The sequence below is a fragment of the Paraburkholderia ribeironis genome (assembly GCF_900019265.1).
Taxonomy (GTDB): Bacteria; Pseudomonadota; Gammaproteobacteria; order Burkholderiales; family Burkholderiaceae; genus Paraburkholderia; species Paraburkholderia ribeironis.
Map to the genome: position 1 here is coordinate 40436 of NZ_CYGX02000007.1, position 19618 is coordinate 60053.

The following is a 19618-nucleotide window of genomic DNA, read 5'->3' on the forward strand; positions in this document are numbered from 1 at the left end:
CGGCCGCTCACGCCATCTCCAGCTCGCGCCCCACGCCACCTTGCAGCAACTCGGAAATCGCATCCGTCGACAACGGCTTCGCGAAGTAGAAGCCCTGCATCTCGTCGCACGCGCGCTGTTTCAGGAAGTCCAGTTGCGCCGATGTCTCCACGCCTTCCGCGATTACCTGCAACTTCAGTGAATGCGCGAGCGCGATGATCGCCGACGTGATCGTCTCGTCGTCGCCCGATACGCCGATGTCCGAGACGAACGAGCGGTCGATCTTCAGCCGGTCCACCGGGAAGCGTTTCAGATAGCTGAGGCTCGAATAGCCGGTGCCGAAGTCGTCGATCGCGAGGCCGATGCCGAGCGCGTGCAGCTCGTTGAGCATCGACACCGCTTCTTCGGCATTGCGCATGATCGTGCTTTCGGTCAGTTCGAGTTCGAGGTACTTCGCCTCGAGGCCCGTCTCGGCCAGCACCTGCATCACCAGCTTGGCGATATCGCGTTGCTGGAACACCCGCGCCGACAGATTCACCGACACCCGCGCCGGCGGCAGCCCTTCGTCCTGCCAGGCTTTGTTCTGGCGGCACGCTTCACGCAGCACCCACTCCGACAGCGGTCCGATCAAACCGCACTCTTCCGCGACCGGAATGAACGACGACGGCAGCACCAGGCCGACTTCCGGATCGCGCCAGCGCACCAGCGCCTCGATACCGACGATCTGCCCGCTGCCAATGTCCACTTGCGGCTGGTAATGCAGCAGGAACTCCTGGTCACGCAGCGCGCGGCGCAAACGCCGTTCGAGATTCAGGCGCGCACCCGCGCTCGCGTTCATCTCCGGCTGATAGAACTGGAACGTATTGCGGCCCATGTCCTTCGCGCGATACATCGCGAGGTCGGCCTTTTTCATCAGCGTTTCGGCGTCGTCGCCGTCTTGCGGGAAGAGGCTCGCGCCCATGCTGCAGCCCACATACAGCTCGGTGCCGTCGAGCCACACCGGCTCGGCAATCGACGAGCGCACGCGCTCCATCCATGCGATCAGCGACTGTTCGTCGACGGTGTCGGTCATCACGATCACGAACTCGTCGCCGCCGTGCCGCGCCACGGTATCGCTCGTGCGCGAGCAGCGCGCGAGGCGCTCGGCGACCACCTCCAGCAGACGGTCGCCGACGCTATGGCCGAGGCTGTCGTTGACGTTCTTGAACCCGTCCAGATCGAGGAACACGACCGCGACGCCAGAGTGATGCCGCTGCGCGACGACCAGCGCATGCTCCAGCCGGTCGCGCAGCAGATTGCGGTTCGGCAGGCGTGTGAGGCCGTCGTAGTTGGCCTGGTATTCGAGCTGCTCCTGATAGCGGATCAGGTCGGTCACGTCGTTGATCACGCCGATGTGATGCGTGATCATGCCCTCGGCGTTCGGCACCGGCGCGATGAACAGCTGATTCCAGAATAGCGCGCCGTCCTTGCGATAGTTGCGCACCACCGCGCTGACTTCGCGGTTCGCCGCCAGCGCCTCGCGGATCAGCGCGACGCCTTCCTGATCGCGGTCATCGCGTTGCAACACGCGGCAATCCTGGCCGATCACCTCGGCCGGATCGTAGCCGGTGATGCGCATGAACGCTGGGTTCACGTACTCGATCAGATTGCCCGTCGGCGATGGCGCGGTGATCAGAATGGCATTGACGCTCGCGTCGAGCGCCCGGCTTTGCAAACGCAACGCCAGATCGGCGCGCTTGCGCTCGGTGATGTCCGTGTATGAACCGAGCACGCCGATCACGCGGCCGTCGCCGTCGGTGAACGGCAGCTTGCTCGTGACCGTGGTGCGATGCACGCCGTCGATCACCACGTCGACTTCGAAGTTCATCTTCGGCATGCCGGTGCTGACCACCTCGCTGTCGTGGTCGTTCAGCAGGTCGGCGAACGCGCGCCACGGCAGATCGGCGTCGCTCTTGCCGACCACCTGCTCGGGATACGCGAGGCCCGCATCGCGTGCGAACGCCATGTTGCAGCCGAGATAGCGCGAATTCAGATCCTTCCAGAAAATGCGCTGCGGAATGTTGTCGATCACCGCTTCGAGCATCTGGTTCGAACGCTGCGCTTCGGCTTCGGCGTTGATCTGGTCGGTGACGTCATCGGCCAGCACGAACAGTGCCGAGCGGCCCATGAAGTGAAGCGCGTGATATGAAATGTCGACGCTGATCGTCGACCCGTCCTTGCGCCGGTGATGCCAGATGCCCGCCATGGTGCGCCCATGCAGGACCGCGTCCATGCGTTGAAGATACGATTCGAGCCGCGCGATCTCGGCATGCGAGCGGATCGCGCGAATCGTCAGGTCGAAAAATTCGGCCTCCGAATAGCCGTACTGCTGGATCGCGGCCGCGTTGACGGCGAGAAACCGTAGCGTCTCCCGATCGAAGATGTACATCGGCACCGGATGGTCGTCGAACAGACCGCGAAAGCGCTCGTCGTTACGGCGCAGCGCGCGAACCATGCGCAGCTTTTCACGCGCACGGCTCTCACGCGCGCCGAACGTGAAGATCAGCAGGGCGCTGCCGACCACCATCGTCACGATCAACAGGAACATCGCGCGCTGGGTTTGCTTCGCCGACACCGCGAGCGGCGTGTGCAGCGCCTGGTTCTCCGCGCGGCGCAATCTGGCTACCGCGGCTTCCACGCGATCGAGCTCGAGCCCGAGACGCGTATAGGCCGACGCGGCCCACGCACGCGAGGCATTGGGTTCGGCGTTGGCGCTCTTTAGCAGCGCGTCGTCGATGTCGTGTTGCAGCGCATGGCTGTCCGCGCTCAGCCTCGCCAGCGCGTCGAGCATCGGCGGCTCGCCGGCAAGCTCCGCACGCAGATCGCGCTCCAGACCAGCGAGCGCCGTGGTCATCGCGGCGGCCGCGTCGACCGGCGCCGGCTCGCCCGATGCCTCGAAGCGGCCGAGCGCGGCCAGCGCGTCGTCGAGCGCCGTGTGATAGGCGTCGAGGTTCTGGCGCACACTCGTCGAACGCAGCATGCGCGCGTCGGCATCGCGTTGACCGCAAATCTGCGTGTAGACGACGAACGCATTCGCGCCAATCGCGGCGACCACGACCGCCAGATTGATCAGCAGCCGCTTCGATAAAAAAGAAGTCATGGATTCCGAACGTCAATCGTTCCGAGGGCGGGAGCGCGCGGTCGCTTTCATTGCATCGGGCCCATCGATGCGAGTTCTTTTACGCGCCAACCCATGGATAACGGCAGGTTCGGGAGCGGGTTGAGGGTGGGATGTGAAAAAAATTTTTGGGGGAGCGCTGGGCGCCTGGCTGGGCGTATCAAGCGAGCCGCGCTTCGCTGATCGCGCCCGGACCGTCGCACTTGGCTGGTCGCACTTGGTCGGTCGCACTTGGTCGGTCGCACTTGGTCGGTCGCACTTGGCTGGTCGCGCCTGGCCGGCCGCACCTAGCCGGCCGCGCCAAATTCCCTCATCGCCGGTACGAAGTCGTGATTGGCCTCCGGCTTGCGCGACAACTTGGCGAGCACGTAGCGCTTGAATGGATCGAGCTCGGCCCAGCGGGCGACGCTCGGCGTCGCGAGACCAGCCAGCCCCGCCTGAAGCGCGACGCCGTCCGGCACGCTATCCGTGCAGCGCCATGCGGGCGCTTCTTCGGGCGTAAACCATTCCGGCTCGACATTCGCGTGGGTGCGCAGCATTTCGAACAGCGCGTGATCGAAGTTCGGTTCGATCTCGGTGTCTTCCTCGACCGGGAAACGCGCGAGCAGCTTGCGGTCTTCGAGCGGCAGCATCTGCCACTGCGCGAGCGTGATACGCAATCCAAAACGGTCGAGATTGAAGCGCACCGACATCGGGATATAGGTGAAATTCTCCGAAGACTCGACCTCGAAGTTAAACAGGAGCGGTGCTTCGTTGAGTCCCATGACAGTGTTCCTCCCGGATGGCGGACAGCATGCAGGCGCAGCTTGAGGTATTTTAGAACCTTATTCGCGCGCCGGCGGCATGCCCGGGTGGCGCCAACCGGCGCATGCCGGGGGCGAAAAGCCGCTCACGGCCGCGCAGCTCAACGCAGGAGAGACGTAGCTTGAACGAACAGGAAACCGCCGGCCAGCCCGGCACGGTGGAACGCCAGGTGCGCCGGCATCGCGGTGCGGCGGTCGAAACCGTCACCGATCACATCGGCCAGGAGTGGCCGGTCGCGCTCGTCTTCAACGGCATTTCGCATGCGGTGATGATGTGCACGCCGCGCGATCTCGAAGCCTTCGCGGTCGGATTCGCGATTTCAGAAGGGATCGTGGAGCGTGGCAGCGACATTCAGGACATCGAGGTCGAGTTGCACGACGAGGGCGACTTGCCGCATGCCGAAGTGCAACTGCAAGTGGTGCAGCAGGCGTTCGTCGCGCTGAAGGAGAAACGCCGGGCGCTTGCCGGGCGCACCGGTTGCGGCGTCTGCGGAATCGAAAGCATCGACCTGCTGGACCTGCAGCCGCAGCGGGTACCCGACACCGGCTTTCTGCAACGGCTTGCGCCGGATGCGATCGCGCGCGCCGCCCGTGCGTTGCCGCAACACCAGGCGTTGACACGTCTGACCGGCGGGCTGCACGCCGCCGCCTGGTGCGATGCAACGGGCGCGATCCGCTACGCGTTCGAAGACGTCGGCCGCCACAACGCGCTCGACAAGCTGATCGGCCAGCTCGTGCTCGAACGCGCGGACACCCGCGACGGTTTCGTGTTTCTGTCGAGCCGCGCGAGCTACGAGCTGGTGCGCAAGGCCGCGCGTGTCGACGTGCCGATGGTCGCGACGATCTCGGCGCCCTCGTCGCTGGCGATTGCGATCGCCCGCAAAGCAGGCGTGCGGCTAGTCAGCTTCTGCCGCGAAACCAGCTACGTCGATTACGACACGCTGCAACCGACGCAGCCCTGAGCGGCTGAAGCGCCCGGATGCCCGAGCGCCGGGACACCTGACAGCCCAGGGCGGCGGCTTGCTCGAATCAGTCGCAAGCTGCTTAATCGAATCGCCGGAAGCGGCTTGCTCGAATCACCGCAAGCTGCTTGCTCGAATCGCCGCAAACGGCTTGCTCGAATCGCCGCAAACGGCTCAGTCGAATTGCCGGAAGTCCGGCTTGCGCTTCTCGAAGAACGCCTTGAACGCCTCGCGCGCTTCCGGCGCGAGCAGCATCTTGCCGAAGTGCACGGCTTCCTCGCTGATTTGCGTTTGCAGTTCCTGGTGGCTCGCGCGCTTCATCAAGCTCTTCGTCACGCGCAACGACGACGCCGGCAATGCGACCAGTTTCATGGCCTGCGCAGCGGCGAACGCGTCGACTTCCGCGGCCGGCAGCACGCGATTCACGAAGCCCATGCGCTGCGCCTCGACGGCGTCGAAGGTTTCGCCGAGCAGCAGCTTTTCCGCCGCCGCCTGATAGCCGCCCACCCGCTGCAACAGCAAGCTCGACGCCGCTTCCGGGCACAGGCCAAGTTGCGTGAACGGCAGCGAGAAGCTCGCCGTGTCGGCTGCGTAGACCAGATCGCAGTGCAGCAGCAGGGTCGTGCCGATGCCTACCGCCGGCCCCGCCACCGACGCCACCACCGGCTTCTCCGCCGAGCTGATCGCGCGCATGAACTGGACCACCGGCGCGTTTTCGCCCATCGGCGGCGTCTTCATGAAATCTTCGAGATCGTTGCCGGCGCTGAAAATGCCCGCGCTACCGCGAATCAGGATCGCGCGCACCGAGGCGTCGCTGTGCGCGTCGACCAACGCGTCGACCATCGTCTGATACATCGCGGCGGTGATCGCGTTCTTCCTGCCTGGCCGGTTGAAGGCTATCGTCAGCACACCGTCGGCGCGTTCGACCAGAATATCCATCGTCATCTCCATCATCTCCTCTCGCTCGTGCTGAATGTGAAAACGGTTCGCAAGCCACACGGCCGGCGAACCATTCTGTGGTCCCCTCAATGGATTAATGGATCACCGCGAGGACCGCAGCGTACCGATCAAAGACGCTCGATAATGCCCGCCGCGCCCATGCCGGTGCCGACGCACATCGTCACCATGCCGTACTTGTAATTGCGGCGGCGCAGGCCATGCACGACGGTCGCCGCACGAATCGCGCCCGTCGCGCCGAGCGGGTGGCCAAGGGCGATCGCACCGCCCAGCGGGTTGATCTTCGATGGATCGAGACCGAGGTCCTGAATCACCGCGAGCGATTGCGCGGCGAAGGCCTCGTTCAGTTCAATCCAGTCGAGGTCGTCCTGCTTCAGGCCGGCGGCCTTCAGCGCGGCCGGAATCGCTTCCTTCGGACCGATGCCCATGATTTCCGGCGGCACGCCGCGCACCGCAAAGCTGACGAAGCGCGCGAGCGGCGTCAGGTTGAACTGCTTGAGGATCTTCTCCGACACCACGATCAACGCGCCCGCGCCGTCCGACGTTTGCGAGCTGTTGCCCGCCGTCACCGAGCCCTTGTTCGCGAACACCGCGCGCAGCTTGGCGAGACCTTCGAGCGACGTGTCTGCGCGCGGACCTTCGTCGAGCGAGATTTCGCGGGTCTTCACGCGCACTTCGCCGGTGGCCAGATCGGGGAAGCGCTCGCTGATCGTGTACGCGGCGATTTCGTCGTTGAACTCGCCGGCCTGCTGCGCGGCGATCGCGCGGCGGTGCGATTCGACCGAGAACGCGTCCTGTGCTTCGCGACTGATCTTCCAGCGCTCGGCGACTTTCTCGGCAGTCAGGCCCATGCCGTAGGCGATGCCGATGTCTTCATTGCGATCGAAGATATGCGGCGACAGCGACGGCTTGTTGCCCATCATCGGCACCATGCTCATCGATTCGCAGCCGCCCGCGACCATTGCATCCGACTCGCCGACGCGGATGCGGTCCGCGGCCATCGCCAGCGCGGTCAGACCCGACGCGCAGAAGCGGTTCACCGTGACACCGCCGACCGTATTCGGCAAGCCGGCCAGCAACGCGCCGATCCGCGCGACGTTGAGCCCCTGTTCCGCTTCCGGAATCGCGCAGCCGACGATCGCGTCTTCGATCACGTTAGTGTCGAGACCGGGCACTTGCGCCACGGCCGATTTGATCGCGTGCACCAGCAGTTCGTCCGGGCGCGTGTTCTTGAACATCCCGCGCGGCGCCTTGCCGATCGGCGTACGGCTCGCGGCGACGATGTATGCGTCTTGCAATTGCTTTGCCATTTGATTCTCCTTTGTCGTCGCCTAGTTCCGCACCGGCTTCCCAGTCTGCAGCATGCCCATGATCCGTTCCTGCGTCTTTTGCGTGCCGAGCAGATCGACGAACGCACGACGTTCGAGTTGCAGCAGCCATTCTTCGTCGACGAGACTGCCCGCTTCCACGTCACCGCCGCACACCGCTTCCGCGATGCGGCTCGCGATCAGGAAATCGTGCTCGCTGATGAAACGGCCGTCGCGCATGTTGACGAGCGAAGCCTTGATGGTCGAGATCGCCGAGCGGCCCGCGACCGGCACTTGCGTCGCGCGCAGCGGCGGACGATAACCTGCGGCGGCGAGCGCGCGCACTTCCTTCTTCGCGACGTCGAGCAGTTCGAACACGTTGAAGACGATCGGGTCGGACTGCTTCAGATAGCCCATTGCGCGGGCGTCGAGCGCGGAGGCTGAGACCTTCGCCATCGCCGCGTTTTCGAACGACTTCTGCAGGAACTTCAGCAGGTCGCTCACCGCGCCGACTTGCGTGGCGGCTTCGGCCGCGCGCAGCGCTGCTTCCTTCAGACCGCCGCCCGCGGGCACCAGACCCACGCCGACTTCCACCAGACCCATGTAGCTTTCGATGTGCGCGACACGCTTCGCGCTATGCAGCGCCAGTTCGCAGCCGCCGCCGAGCGCGATGCCCGACACCGCCGAGATCACCGGCACGTTCGCGTACTTCACGCGCAACATGCCTTGCTGGAATTTCTTCACGAACGGCTCGATGCCTTTCGCGCCGCCCATCATGAACGCGGGCATCGCTTCTTCGAGGTTGGCGCCCGCGGAGAACGGGCCACCCGGCGTGCCGAGCTTCAGCGACGTCGGCTGCCACACCACCAGACCCTTGTAGTCCTTTTCGGCCAGCTCGATTGCCTGCGTCAGACCTTCGATCACCGACGGCCCGATCGTGTTCATCTTGCTCTTGAACGACACGATCAACACGTCGTCCTCGCCCGCGCGATCGTCGACCCATGCGCGCACCGAGTCCGTCTCGAACAGCGTCTTGCCGTAGGTCTTCGGATCGGCGGCGGTTTCGCCGACGAGCGGCGCACGGAACACCTGCCGGTCGTACACGCCGAGCGACGAGCGCGGCACGAACGTCTGCGATGCGGGCGACCACGAACCGTCGTCGGTATGCACGCCGCCCTTCTCGGCGACCACGCCTTGCAGCACCCACGACGGCAGCGGCACATTGGAGAGCGCCTTGCCCGCCGCAATGTCTTCCTGCACCCACTCGGCGACCTGCTTCCAGCCGGCCGTCTGCCAGCCTTCGAACGGGCCTTCGTTCCAGCCGAAGCCCCAGCGGATCGCCAGATCAACGTCGCGTGCGTTATCGGCGATCGATTCCAGATGCACGCCGATGTAGTGGTATACGTCGCGGAAGATCGACCACAGGAACTGCGCCTGCGGGTGCTCCGATTCGCGCAGCAGCTTCAGACGCTCGGCCGGCGGGCGCTTCAGGATGCGACCAATCAGTTCGTCGGCCTTCGCGCCGCCGTCGACGTATTCGCCCGTCTTCGGGTCGAGCACCTTGATTGCCTTGCCTTCCTTCTTGTAGAAACCGCCGCCGGTCTTCTGACCCAGCGCGCCCTTCTTCACCAGTTCGGCCAGCACCGCCGGCGTTTCGTAGACCGGGAAGAACGGGTCGTCCTTCAGCGTGTCCTGCATCGTCTTGATGACGTGCGCCATCGTGTCGAGACCGACCACGTCGGCGGTGCGGAACGTCGCCGACTTCGCGCGGCCCAGACGTGCGCCGGTCAGGTCGTCCACTTCGTCGAAACGCAGGCCGAACTTCGCGGCCTCCGTAATCACAGCGAGGATCGAGAAGATGCCGACGCGATTGGCGATGAAGTTCGGCGTGTCTTTCGCACGCACGACGCCCTTGCCGACCACGCTGGTCAGGAACGTTTCGAGTTGATCGAGGATGGCCGGGCGCGTCGCCGCGGTCGGAATCAGCTCGACCAGATGCATGTAGCGCGGCGGATTGAAGAAGTGCACGCCGCAAAAGCGCGCCTTCAGTTCATCCGGAAAACCATCCGACAACGCCGTGATCGACAGCCCCGACGTATTGGTCGCGAAGATCGCGTCCGGCGCGATGTGCGGCGCGACCTTCTTGTACAGATCGTGCTTCCAGTCCATCCGTTCGGCGATCGCTTCGATCACGAGGTCGCATTCGCCGAGCTTCGCGATGTCGTCGTCGTAGTTCGCCGGCTGGATGTATTGCGCGTCGTCCTTCACGCCGAACGGTGCGGGCGACAGCTTCTTCAGATTCTCGATCGCCTTCAGCGCGATCCCGTTCTTCGGGCCTTCCTTTGCGGGCAGGTCGAACAGCAGCACGGGCACCTTGGCGTTGATCAGGTGCGCGGCGATCTGCGCGCCCATCACGCCGGCGCCGAGCACGGCTACCTTGCGAATGATCAGATTGCTCACGTCGTTCCTCCGGGGAGTTGTGCGATGTCGCGAAGGTTCATGAACGCTTCGCGATGTGTGGCTGGGATGAGGCGCCGCAGCTTCGATACGCGCGGCGCCTGCGTTGGTGTGCTTGTACTGGACTTAGAACAGCGCTTCTTCGACGTCCATCAGCGGCTTCGAACCGGCGCGCGCCTGACGGATCGTCATCGCCGTTTCCGGCAGCAGCTTCGCGAAGTAGAAACGCGCGGTGGCGAGCTTGGCCTTGTAGAACGGGTCGCCTGATGCCTGCTTGTCCAGCGCGATACGCGCCATGCGCGCCCAGAAATACGAGAACACCAGATGGCCAACGGTGCGCAGGTACGGCACGGCCGCGGCGCCCACTTCGTCCGGGTTCTGCATCGCCTTCATGCCGATTTCCATCGTCAGCTTCTGCACCTTCTCGCCGATGTCGGCGAGCGGGTTGATGAACTCCTGCATTTCCGGCTTGATGCCTTCGGCTTCGACGAACTCCGTCACGAGCTTGCCGAACTTCTTCAACTTCGCGCCCATGTCGCCGAGGATCTTGCGGCCCAGCAGGTCGAGCGCCTGGATCGCGTTGGTGCCTTCGTAGATCATGTTGATACGCGCGTCGCGCACGTACTGCTCCATGCCCCACTCGGCGATGAAGCCGTGACCGCCGTAGATCTGCATCGCGTGGTTGGTGCCTTCGAACGCGTTGTCCGACAGGAACGCTTTCAGGATCGGCGTGAGCAGCGCGACAAGGTCGGCCGCTTCCTTGCGCACCGCTTCGTCGCCGTGCGACAGTTCCTTGTCGATATGCAACGCGGACCAGTACGAGAACGCCCGCGCGCCTTCGGCATAGGCCTTCTGCGTGAGCAGCATGCGACGCACGTCGGGATGCACGATGATCGGGTCGGCGGCTTTGTCCGGCGCTTTCGGGCCGGTCAGCGAACGCATCTGCAGACGCTCTTTCGCGTACGCGAGCGAGTTCTGATACGCGACTTCGGTCAGCCCGAGGCTCTGCATGCCGACGCCCAGACGTGCGGCGTTCATCATCACGAACATCGCGTTCAGGCCTTTGTTTGGCTCACCGACGAGCCAGCCTTTGGCGTTGTCGAGATTGATCACGCAGGTCGCGTTGCCGTGAATGCCCATCTTCTGTTCGATGGAGCCGCACTTCACGCCGTTGCGCTCGCCCGGCTCGCCCGCTTCGTTCGGCACGAACTTCGGCACGATGAACAGTGAAATGCCCTTGGTGCCTTTGGGCGCATCCGGCAGGCGCGCGAGCACCAGGTGAACGATGTTCTCCGCGAGGTCGTGTTCGCCGCTGGAGATGAAGATCTTCGTACCGCTGATCGCATACGAGCCGTCGCCGTTCGGCTCGGCCTTGGTGCGCAGAATGCCGAGGTCGGTGCCGCAATGCGGCTCGGTCAGACACATCGTGCCGGTCCACACGCCCGCCACCAGCTTCGGCAGATAACGCTGCTGCAACTCGGGCGTGCCGTGCGCGTGCAGACATTCATACGCACCGTGCGAGAGACCCGGGTACATCGCCCACGCCTGATTTGCCGAGTTCAGCATTTCATAGAGCGCATTGTTGACGAAAATGGGCAAGCCCTGGCCACCGTATGCCGGACTGCAGCCCAGTGCCGGCCAGCCGGCTTCGACGTACTGTTGATAGGCTTCCTTGAAGCCCTTGGGTGTGGTCACGACGCCATCGCCGGCGTATGTGCAGCCTTCCTCGTCGCCGCTGTGATTGAGCGGGAACAACACGTCGGAGCAGAACTTGCCGGCCTCCTCGAGCACCGCGTTGATCGTATCTGCATCGAGATCCGCGTGCTTCGGCATTTGCCTGATTTCGGCTTCGACGTTAAGCAGTTCGTGCAACACGAATTGCATGTCGCGCAGCGGCGCGGCGTACTGTCCCATGACTCTCTCCAAAATTTGACAAGAAGCGAGGCCGTTAGCTGAGTCCGTGGATGGCCCTTCTGCGCCGCTGAATCCGTTTGGTTTCGGACGACGCTGCTAACGACTTTCGCTCTGATATGAAACAATCAATTTTTCCAGCGCGGCCCACGTGAGAGGCACGGCGTCCGGCAGGTGCAGGAAGCGCGCGTCGTGATGCAGGCCGAGCGTGACGCTATACAGTTCGAAGAGCATCAGCTGCGGGTTGGTATCGGCACGCAGATGCCCTTCTTCCATCGCCTGCGAAATCGCACGCGTGAGCGCCGCACGCCAGATCGTCACGCTCGACACCAGTTGCTCGCGCACCGGGTTGTCGGCGCGGTCGTCGTATTCGACGGCACCGCTGATGTAGATGCACCCAGTGGTGACTTCCTGGATGCGCTTCTCGATCCAGCGGGAAATCATCGCGCGCAAGCGCGGCAGACCGCGAGGCTCGCGCAGACTCGGGAAAAACACCTCGTCTTCGAAACGCCGGTGATATTCGCGCACGACTTCGACCTGCAAATCCTCGCGCGACCCGAAATGCGCGAACACTCCGCTTTTGCTCATCTGCATGCGCTCGGCCAGCAAGCCGATCGTCAGACCTTCCAGTCCGTCACGGCTTGCCAGATCGAGTGCTGCGTCGAGAATCGCGGCTCGTGTTTGTTCGCCTTTTCGCATAGCTGTTTTTTACCGTTCTAATGTGACCGAAAGAAAATCGAACGGCCGTACTATTATTGAGTGCTGCCGTCCGCGAAACAAGGACTTTATTAGAAACCGGTTTCTAACCTGGTTTCAATTTTGCGACATCCGTCAATCAGACGAATCAGATTTTTTAGAGGCGTTTGCCTTGAGGCAATTGTTGCTGATTGGAGCGCTCGTGTTCTCTGATTGGCGCAGCCGGCCGACATGATGCAGCAACTTGGCGCAAACCAAGAAGAACTTGATTTGACGCGGTGCGGTGCGGTGCGGCGCTGCGTTGCGTTGTCGAGGCGGGTCGGGGCGACGGCTGCGCAGCTCGTTGTGATGGCTGGCGCAGGACACAATGGGACCCCCACGCTGCCGGGTTCGCCCAGAAAAATCGCGACGCGTGAGGTCAGACGCGAAATCCGACCTCAGGACGCGAGATCATGCAATCGGCGGAAAGCTCTGCTGCAGAGCAGCAGCGACACGTACCAGCACATCGTCCCAGTCGCCTCGCTGTGTCTGCGTGAAAAGACGCAGGCCGGGATACCAGGGACTGTCGTCGCGCCCGCGCAGCCAACGCCAACAACCCGCGAAGCGGTTGAGCAGCCAGACCGGCTTGCCCATCGCGGCGGCCAGATGCGCCACCGATGTGTCAACGGAAATCACCAGATCGAGGTTGTCGATCAGCGCCGCGGTATCCGCGAAGTCCGCGAGCTCGTCGGTCCAGTCGATTAGACGCGCCTTGCTGGCGGCGTCGGCCAGTTTCGCGGGATCGTCGGTCTTTTGCAGACTGACCCAGCGCACCTGCCGCAGCGCGAGCAGCGGCGCGATCTGCGCGATCGCGAGGCTGCGCAGCCGGTCCACTGCAATGCCCGAATGACCGCCCGCCCACACCACACCAACGCGCGGCAAGTGCTCCGCCGGTAGCGCGTCGAATCGCGCACGCCATGCGGCCGTGCGGGCGGCATCGGCGTACAGGTAAGGCAGCGGCGCGGGGATGGTGGCAACGCGTGTTGCGAACGCCATCGGCAACGACATCAACGGACAGTAGCAATCCCAGCCGCGCAAGTCGGCCGGCACCGCGTCGAGCAGCACGAGGCGAGGCCAGCGTGCGCACAACGACTGCTCGTAAAGCCGACGCAAAGGCGGCGGACACACATAGCCGACATGGGAAAAACGCGCGAGTGCCAACGGCAGGTAGCGCACGAATTGCAGGCTGTCGCCATAGCCTTGTTCATCGAGCACGAGCAGACGCTCTGCCGGTGCACGGCCCGCTTGCGTGCCGTGGCTCACGCACTGCTCTTCGCCAGACCAGCGCGGCAGCGCGACCTGCACCGGCACCCGTGCGGGCCGTCCGTCGGCTTGCCTGAAGCTGACCCAGCGGTCTTCGAAATACGGCCACCCCTCTGTGTAGCGGCCGGCAGCGAGCAACAGCATCGCGAGGTTGTTGCGCGCGACGAAGTTGGCGGACGCCAGTTCGATCGCACGCCGGTAGTGTCGCTCCGCGTCTTCCGCAGCGCCGAGGTCCGCGTAAATGCGGCCGAGATTGTTGTGTGCCGCCGAATGGTGAGGGTCGAGTTCGAGCGTTCGACGGTAGCTGAGCGCCGCGTCCTCGAGACGGTCGAGATGTTGCAGCGTCAACGCGAGGTTGTAGTGGAGCGCCACGAAGTCCGGCTGCATCGCGAGCCCCTCGCGCAAACTGTGGACCGCGCCCGCAAAGTCGCTCAATCGCAAACGGATCGCGTAGAGCGTGTTGTACAGGATCGGCTCGGGGCGAATCTGGAGTGCGCGTTCGAGCCAGTGTTGTGCGTCGCGCAGCTGGCCTGCCGCCAGCGCAAGCAAGCCTTGCAGGTGGAGAGCGCCGACGTGCTCGCCGTCCAGCAAGAGGATTCGATCGATCAGCGTCTGCACCGCGTCGAGGCGACCGGCCTGATAAGCCGCGACTGCGTCGTCGTGAAGCTGCGAAGTGTCGTGGGAGTGGGCTGGCGGTGGAACGGACATGGGCAATGAACGAGCGGCCGTGACGCGCCGGTCCGGACGCGGTGAACGGTTCACACTGGACGACTCAGCCTGAGCGACACACGCGCGACCGACACACGCAATCGGCACTGCAACCGGCACTACAACCGGCACTACAACCAGCACTACAGCCGGCACGCACGGATTGATGAGGAAACGATTTCGGCGGCCCATGCGATGGCGCTGCATTGCGCCGCTCGATATCAATCGAGCAAAGAGTATCTTCGAGCCACCGCGGGCAGTCTCTAGGATCGTTCCGAAACGCGGCCTGCCCGTTCGTGCTAGTCGTAGCCGCCGACCGTCAACAGCTTCATCGCCACCCGATAGCTCGTATATGCAAGCCAGCTGAGCACCCGCTCGCCCGCCGGACGCGATTCGTAGTGCGCCTCGTCGATACCGCGGGCCTCCTCGAATGCGTCGAGGATCGCCTCGCGCAACGCGTCGATCGACGGATCGTTCACCAGCACCACGTTGGCTTCGTTGTTGAGCATCAGGCTCAGCGCATCCAGATTCGACGAGCCCACGGTCCCCCAGCTCGAATCCACCACGGCGACCTTGCCATGCAGCAGCGTCTTCTCGTACTCGGCGATCTGCACGCCGGCCCGCAGCAACGCGTGATACAGGAACGGCACCGCGTAATCGAGCGCCTTGAACTCCTTGCGCCCGATGATCAGTTTCACCGCGACGCCGCGCCGCGCCGCGAACACCAGCGCGCGCCGCAGTTTGCGCCCCGGCATGAAGTACGGATTGGCGAGCAGTATTTCGTGACGCGCCTGGCCGATCGCGGCCAGATACGCCTTTTCGATCGCGCGACGATTGATCAGATTGTCGCGTGCGACGAATGCCACGCACGGCTGACCACCCGCCCACAATTCCTCGTTGCGGCGACTCCTGCGCCGTCGCAAACTGCCGAGCGATGCATTGGTCTGCTGTCCCAGGTCTGGCTGCAACGAATCGAGTGGCCGATGCCCGAGTCGAATCCGGCGCCACTGCACCTCGAACGCCTGGCGGACGTCGGCGACCACCGGCCCATGCAATTGAACCGCGAAATCCCAACGCCGGAACGGCAGCATCGCACCGTTGTTCTCGTAGTCGTCGACGATATTGATCCCGCCGCAGTACGCATACTGGTCGTCGATAACCGCCAGCTTGCGGTGCGTGCGCGAAAAGCCGAAGCGGCCAAACAGATGAGGGTTGTAGATGCGATGATCGATGCCGGCGGCGGCCCACTCGACGAACATCGGCAGACGCGCGGTGCCAATGCCGTCGGTGATCACGCGCACCCTCACGCCGCGCGAGGCGGCGCGCAGCATCGCCGCGCTGACCGCCTGGCCGGCGTCGTCGTCGCAGAAGATATAGGTTTCGAGAACCACGTCGCGCTGTGCGGCATCGATACGCTCGATCAGCGCAGCAAAGAACTCATCGCCCGAGCGCAGCAGTCGGACATCGTTGTCGCTCGTGAAGCGGTAACGCTGCCAATAGCGTCGGCCGAGCAGCGTGTGCCGCAGTCGGGCGAAACGGCTCGCGCCGCCTGCGCTCACCGGCTACGCTCCCCGGGTGGCACATCGGCCTGGCGCCCGCCGAGCCGCCGGGGCAACTGCAGGATCGCATCGGCATTCGACGATGAAAAACAGCGCGACGCCGCCTCTTCATAAGGCAGCCACAGGAACGCGGTGTGCTCGCGCGGCGCCAGCGTCACCTCGAGCTGCTCGGGCACCTGCAAGCTGAACCAGTGCTCCGTGTTGTGGATCACGCCTTCGGCATAGCGATAGCGGAACTCCGGGTAGATCTCGTATTCGATCGAATACTCCCAGTCGAACAACGCGCTCTGCGGCACCTGCGCTCCACCCACCACGATGCCGGTCTCCTCGCCGACTTCGCGCGTGGCCGTTTCGACGAGCGGTTCATCGAGCCGATCCTTGGAACCCGTCACCGATTGCCAGAACCCGGCATGATCGGCGCGCTCGATCAGCAGCACGTCGAGCGCAGGTGTATGAATGATGACAAGCACGGATTGCGGAATCTTCGGCGGTTTCGGCATGGCGTAAAAACGGGGCGCAACGTTGGCGCGGTACATGTCGGATGACGGTCGAAAGCAGTTGGTTCGACTGTAACGCAAAAAACGAAAAAGGCGCCGGGAGTTTCCTCCCGCGCTTTTTTCGCTTCGCTCTTTGTCCGCTCGCGCTGCCGTTTTCAGACAGCGGGGACTGGCTTGAGCTTAAGCCTTCGGATCCGCCGTACGCAGACGGATGTGCAACTCGCGCAACTGGCGCTCGTCCACTTCGCTCGGCGCCTGCGTGAGCAGACACTGCGCGCGTTGCGTCTTCGGAAACGCGATCACGTCGCGGATCGAATCGGCACCGGCCATCATCGTGATGATGCGGTCCAGGCCGAACGCGATACCACCGTGCGGCGGCGCGCCGTATTGCAGCGCGTCGAGCAGGAAGCCGAACTTGGCTTGCGCTTCTTCCGCGTTGATCTTCAACGCGCGGAACACCTTGCTCTGCACTTCTTCACGGTGGATACGCACCGAACCGCCGCCGATTTCCCAACCGTTCAGCACCATGTCGTAGGCCTTCGCGAGGCAACGCGCCGGGTCCGTTTCGAGGTACTCGAGGTGCTCGTCCTTCGGGCTCGTGAACGGGTGATGCGCGGCGACGTAGCGGTTGTCTTCCTCGTCGTATTCGAACATCGGGAAGTCGACCACCCACAGCGGCTTCCAGCCGGACTCAACCAGGCCGTTGGCCTTGCCGAACTCCGAATGTCCGATCTTCAGACGCAGTGCGCCGAGGCTGTCGTTCACCACCTTCGCGCGATCCGCCGCGAAGAAAATGATGTCGCCGTCTTGCGCGCCGGTGCGCTCGATGATCGCCTTGACCGCTTCGTCGTGCAGGTTCTTGACGATCGGGCTTTGCAGACCGTCACGGCCCTTCGCGACTTCGTTGACCTTGATCCACGCGAGACCCTTCGCGCCGTAGATGCGCACGAATTCCGTGTAGCTGTCGATGTCGCCACGCGAGAGTTCGCCGCCCTTCGGCACGCGGATCGCCGCGACGCGGCCGTCCTTCGCGTTGGCCGGCGTGCTGAACACCTTGAAGTCGACGTCCTTCACCGCGTCGGTCAGATCCGTGAATTCGAGCTTCACGCGCAGGTCCGGTTTGTCCGAACCGAAGCGGCGCATCGCTTCCGCGTATTCCATGACCGGGAATTTCTCGTCCAGCGAGACGCCGATCGTTTCCTTGAACACGTGACGGATCATCGCCTCGAACAGATCGCGGATTTCCTGTTCCGACAGGAACGAGGTTTCGCAGTCGATCTGCGTGAATTCCGGCTGACGATCGGCGCGCAGGTCTTCGTCGCGGAAGCACTTGACGATCTGGTAGTAGCGGTCGAAGTTCGCCACCATCAGCAGCTGCTTGAACAGTTGCGGCGACTGCGGCAGCGCGAAGAACTGGCCCGGGTTGGTACGCGACGGCACGAGGTAGTCGCGTGCGCCTTCCGGCGTGCTCTTCGTGAGCATCGGCGTTTCGATGTCGATGAAGCCCTGCGCGTCCAGGTACTTGCGCACTTCGATCGCGACGCGGTAGCGCAGACGCAGGTTGTGCTGCATTTGCGGACGGCGCAGGTCGAGCACGCGGTGCGTGAGACGCGTGGTTTCGGACAGGTTGTCGTCGTCGAGCTGGAACGGCGGCGTGATCGACGCGTTCAGCACGATCAGCTCGTGGCACAGCACCTCGATCTTGCCGCTCTTGAGCGCGGCGTTGGTCGTGCCTTCCGGACGGCTGCGCACCACGCCCTTGATCTGCAGGCAGAACTCGTTGCGCACGCCTTCGGCGGCCTTGAACATTTCCGCGCGGTCCGGGTCGCAGACGACCTGAACGAGCCCTTCGCGATCGCGCAGGTCGATGAAGATAACGCCGCCATGGTCGCGGCGGCGGCTCACCCAGCCACACAGCGAGACGGATTGGCCCAGCAGTTCTTCGGTCACCAGACCGCAGTATTCAGATCTCATCGACATGATGTTTGTCTTTCGTTTTGCATTGGTTGATCGGCGCGCCGCAGTTGGACACTGCGTGAAACATTGCGCACCGGCATTACAGCGGAGGCTCGACTGTCGTGCGGCGCACCGGCGCCGGCGGCGCGGACGGCGCCACGACGCCCATCGAGACGATGTACTTGAGCGCAGCGTCGACCGTCATGTCGAGCTCGATCACTTCGCTCTTCGGCACCATCAGGAAGAAGCCGGATGTGGGGTTCGGCGTGGTCGGCACATAGACGCTGACGTAGTCTTCTTTCAGGTGGTTGACCACGTCGCCGCCCGGAATGCCGGTGAGAAACGCGATCGTATAAGAGCCGCGGCGCGGGTATTCGATCAGGAGCGCCTTGCGAAACGCGTTGCCGCTGCTCGACAGCAACGTGTCGGACACCTGCTTGACGCTGGTGTAGATCGGGCCGACCACGGGAATGTGAGCGACCAGCAATTCCCACCACTTCACGAGCTTCTGCCCAATGAAGTTCTGCGTCAACAGCCCGACGACAAAGATGAACGCGAGCGTCAGCACGGCGCCGAGGCCGGGCAGGCGATAGCCGATCGCGCGTTCCGGCTGCCACGAAGTGGGCAGCAGCAACAGCGTCTGGTCCATCGTGCCGATGATCAGACCGAGCACCCACAGTGTGATGGCCAAAGGCACCAGCACCAGCAGGCCAGTCAGGAACACCGATTTGAGCGTCGTTTTTTTCATCGTCATGTGTACTGCCAGAAAGCCGCGCAGACCGAAACCCACCGCGCGGCGTGTGCGCCGCCCCTGAAGGCGGCAATCCCACTAGGCGCCGCCGGAAGCGCTCGAGCTCGCCGAAGCGGCCGGTGCGGCGGCAGGCGCGGCCGGCGCGGCGGCTGCGCTCGACGACCCAGCCGCGGCGGCGCCGCTGGCCGAGGCCGTGTCGGATTGCGCGGCGCCGTTGCCGGCGGTAGCCGCGTTTCCGTTCGCGCCGTCCGATGCACCATTCGCGTCAGACTTGGCCGGCGCGCTTGCGCCGCCGTTGCCGCCGCGGAAATCGGTCACGTACCAGCCGGAACCCTTCAACTGGAAACCGGCCGCAGTGACCTGTTTGCGAAAGGCGTCTTTCCCGCACTCGGGACACTGCGTCAGCTGGGGGTCGCTCATCTTCTGAAGCACGTCCTTCCCGAAGCCGCACGACTCGCAACGATAAGCGTAGATCGGCATGAACTTTTTCCTACTGAAATCTTGTAAACGCTTGCAAAGCCTTGAATTATAGCCGCAAACGATATCCGCCCCGCGGTTTTCCGGAACCGATGCTCGACGCGACCGCCGTTGCGATAAATTGGGGCGGCTGCGCTCG

At 63.8% G+C, this 19618-nt stretch carries 14 protein-coding genes; 1 reads left to right on the forward strand and 13 read right to left on the reverse strand.

Features of this window, described 5'->3' with window-relative positions:
- Window positions 1-7 precede the first annotated feature (7 nt).
- Entirely contained in the window at window positions 8-3118 is a 3111-nt protein-coding gene (locus BN2475_RS02840) for a sensor domain-containing protein (protein ID WP_094778066.1), read from the reverse strand.
- 305 nt (window positions 3119-3423) lie between these two features.
- Complete coding sequence (locus BN2475_RS02845; protein ID WP_094778067.1) at window positions 3424-3900, reverse strand: nitrate reductase associated protein; 477 nt, start codon at window positions 3898-3900, stop codon at window positions 3424-3426.
- A 161-nt stretch (window positions 3901-4061) separates the two neighbouring features.
- Here BN2475_RS02845 and fdhD point away from each other — a divergent pair, with 161 nt between their 5' ends.
- Window positions 4062-4901, forward strand: a complete 840-nt coding sequence (gene fdhD / locus BN2475_RS02850) for a formate dehydrogenase accessory sulfurtransferase FdhD (protein WP_094778068.1) — start codon at window positions 4062-4064, stop codon at window positions 4899-4901.
- A gap of 174 nt (window positions 4902-5075) precedes the next feature.
- On the opposite strand, the gene BN2475_RS02855 is transcribed toward fdhD, so the two are convergent.
- The 11 genes from BN2475_RS02855 to BN2475_RS02905 all read right to left on the reverse strand — a co-directional run bounded on the left by BN2475_RS02855 (window position 5076) and on the right by BN2475_RS02905 (window position 19482).
- Window positions 5076-5846, reverse strand: coding sequence for an enoyl-CoA hydratase (locus BN2475_RS02855; RefSeq protein WP_094778118.1), 771 nt, complete (start codon window positions 5844-5846; stop codon window positions 5076-5078).
- 122 nt (window positions 5847-5968) lie between these two features.
- On the reverse strand, window positions 5969-7168 hold the full coding sequence (locus tag BN2475_RS02860; protein ID WP_094778069.1) for an acetyl-CoA C-acyltransferase: 1200 nt from the start codon (window positions 7166-7168) through the stop codon (window positions 5969-5971).
- Between the two features lie 21 nt (window positions 7169-7189).
- On the reverse strand, window positions 7190-9625 hold the full coding sequence (locus tag BN2475_RS02865) for a 3-hydroxyacyl-CoA dehydrogenase/enoyl-CoA hydratase family protein (RefSeq protein WP_094778070.1): 2436 nt from the start codon (window positions 9623-9625) through the stop codon (window positions 7190-7192).
- Between the two features lie 123 nt (window positions 9626-9748).
- Window positions 9749-11536: an acyl-CoA dehydrogenase C-terminal domain-containing protein gene (locus BN2475_RS02870; RefSeq protein WP_094778071.1), complete on the reverse strand. Its 1788-nt coding sequence runs from the start codon at window positions 11534-11536 to the stop codon at window positions 9749-9751.
- 96 nt (window positions 11537-11632) lie between these two features.
- Window positions 11633-12232, reverse strand: a complete 600-nt coding sequence (locus BN2475_RS02875) for a TetR/AcrR family transcriptional regulator (protein ID WP_094778072.1) — start codon at window positions 12230-12232, stop codon at window positions 11633-11635.
- A 447-nt stretch (window positions 12233-12679) separates the two neighbouring features.
- Window positions 12680-14239, reverse strand: a complete 1560-nt coding sequence (locus tag BN2475_RS02880) for a tetratricopeptide repeat protein (protein WP_094778073.1) — start codon at window positions 14237-14239, stop codon at window positions 12680-12682.
- A gap of 299 nt (window positions 14240-14538) precedes the next feature.
- Complete coding sequence (gene clsB, locus BN2475_RS02885; protein WP_094778074.1) at window positions 14539-15798, reverse strand: cardiolipin synthase ClsB; 1260 nt, start codon at window positions 15796-15798, stop codon at window positions 14539-14541.
- Window positions 15795-16334 carry a dihydroneopterin triphosphate diphosphatase gene (nudB, locus tag BN2475_RS02890; protein WP_425435460.1) on the reverse strand — a complete coding sequence of 180 codons (540 nt, stop codon included), beginning with the start codon at window positions 16332-16334 and terminating at the stop codon, window positions 15795-15797. The genes clsB and nudB overlap by 4 nt, the downstream gene beginning before the upstream one ends.
- Window positions 16335-16475: 141 nt before the next feature.
- On the reverse strand, window positions 16476-18275 hold the full coding sequence (gene aspS / locus BN2475_RS02895) for an aspartate--tRNA ligase (RefSeq protein ID WP_094778075.1): 1800 nt from the start codon (window positions 18273-18275) through the stop codon (window positions 16476-16478).
- 76 nt (window positions 18276-18351) lie between these two features.
- A complete protein-coding gene (locus tag BN2475_RS02900; RefSeq protein ID WP_162494319.1) occupies window positions 18352-19005 on the reverse strand; it encodes a DUF502 domain-containing protein in 654 nt (217 codons plus the stop codon).
- 75 nt (window positions 19006-19080) lie between these two features.
- On the reverse strand, window positions 19081-19482 hold the full coding sequence (locus BN2475_RS02905) for an FmdB family zinc ribbon protein (protein ID WP_094778076.1): 402 nt from the start codon (window positions 19480-19482) through the stop codon (window positions 19081-19083).
- Window positions 19483-19618 lie beyond the last annotated feature (136 nt).

Excerpts from the sequence above, each read along its gene's own strand:
- BN2475_RS02840 (WP_094778066.1), bottom strand. The coding sequence starts at position 3,118 with ATGACTTCTTTTTTATCGAAGCGGCTGCTGATCAATCTGGCGGTCGTG.
- BN2475_RS02845 (WP_094778067.1), bottom strand. The coding sequence starts at position 3,900 with ATGGGACTCAACGAAGCACCGCTCCTGTTTAACTTCGAGGTCGAGTCT.
- BN2475_RS02855 (WP_094778118.1), bottom strand. The coding sequence starts at position 5,846 with ATGACGATGGATATTCTGGTCGAACGCGCCGACGGTGTGCTGACGATA.
- BN2475_RS02860 (WP_094778069.1), bottom strand. The coding sequence starts at position 7,168 with ATGGCAAAGCAATTGCAAGACGCATACATCGTCGCCGCGAGCCGTACG.
- BN2475_RS02870 (WP_094778071.1), bottom strand. The coding sequence starts at position 11,536 with ATGGGACAGTACGCCGCGCCGCTGCGCGACATGCAATTCGTGTTGCAC.
- BN2475_RS02875 (WP_094778072.1), bottom strand. The coding sequence starts at position 12,232 with ATGCGAAAAGGCGAACAAACACGAGCCGCGATTCTCGACGCAGCACTC.
- BN2475_RS02880 (WP_094778073.1), bottom strand. The coding sequence starts at position 14,239 with ATGTCCGTTCCACCGCCAGCCCACTCCCACGACACTTCGCAGCTTCAC.
- nudB (WP_425435460.1), bottom strand. The coding sequence starts at position 16,334 with ATGTACCGCGCCAACGTTGCGCCCCGTTTTTACGCCATGCCGAAACCG.
- aspS (WP_094778075.1), bottom strand. The coding sequence starts at position 18,275 with ATGTCGATGAGATCTGAATACTGCGGTCTGGTGACCGAAGAACTGCTG.
- BN2475_RS02900 (WP_162494319.1), bottom strand. The coding sequence starts at position 19,005 with ATGACGATGAAAAAAACGACGCTCAAATCGGTGTTCCTGACTGGCCTG.
- BN2475_RS02905 (WP_094778076.1), bottom strand. The coding sequence starts at position 19,482 with ATGCCGATCTACGCTTATCGTTGCGAGTCGTGCGGCTTCGGGAAGGAC.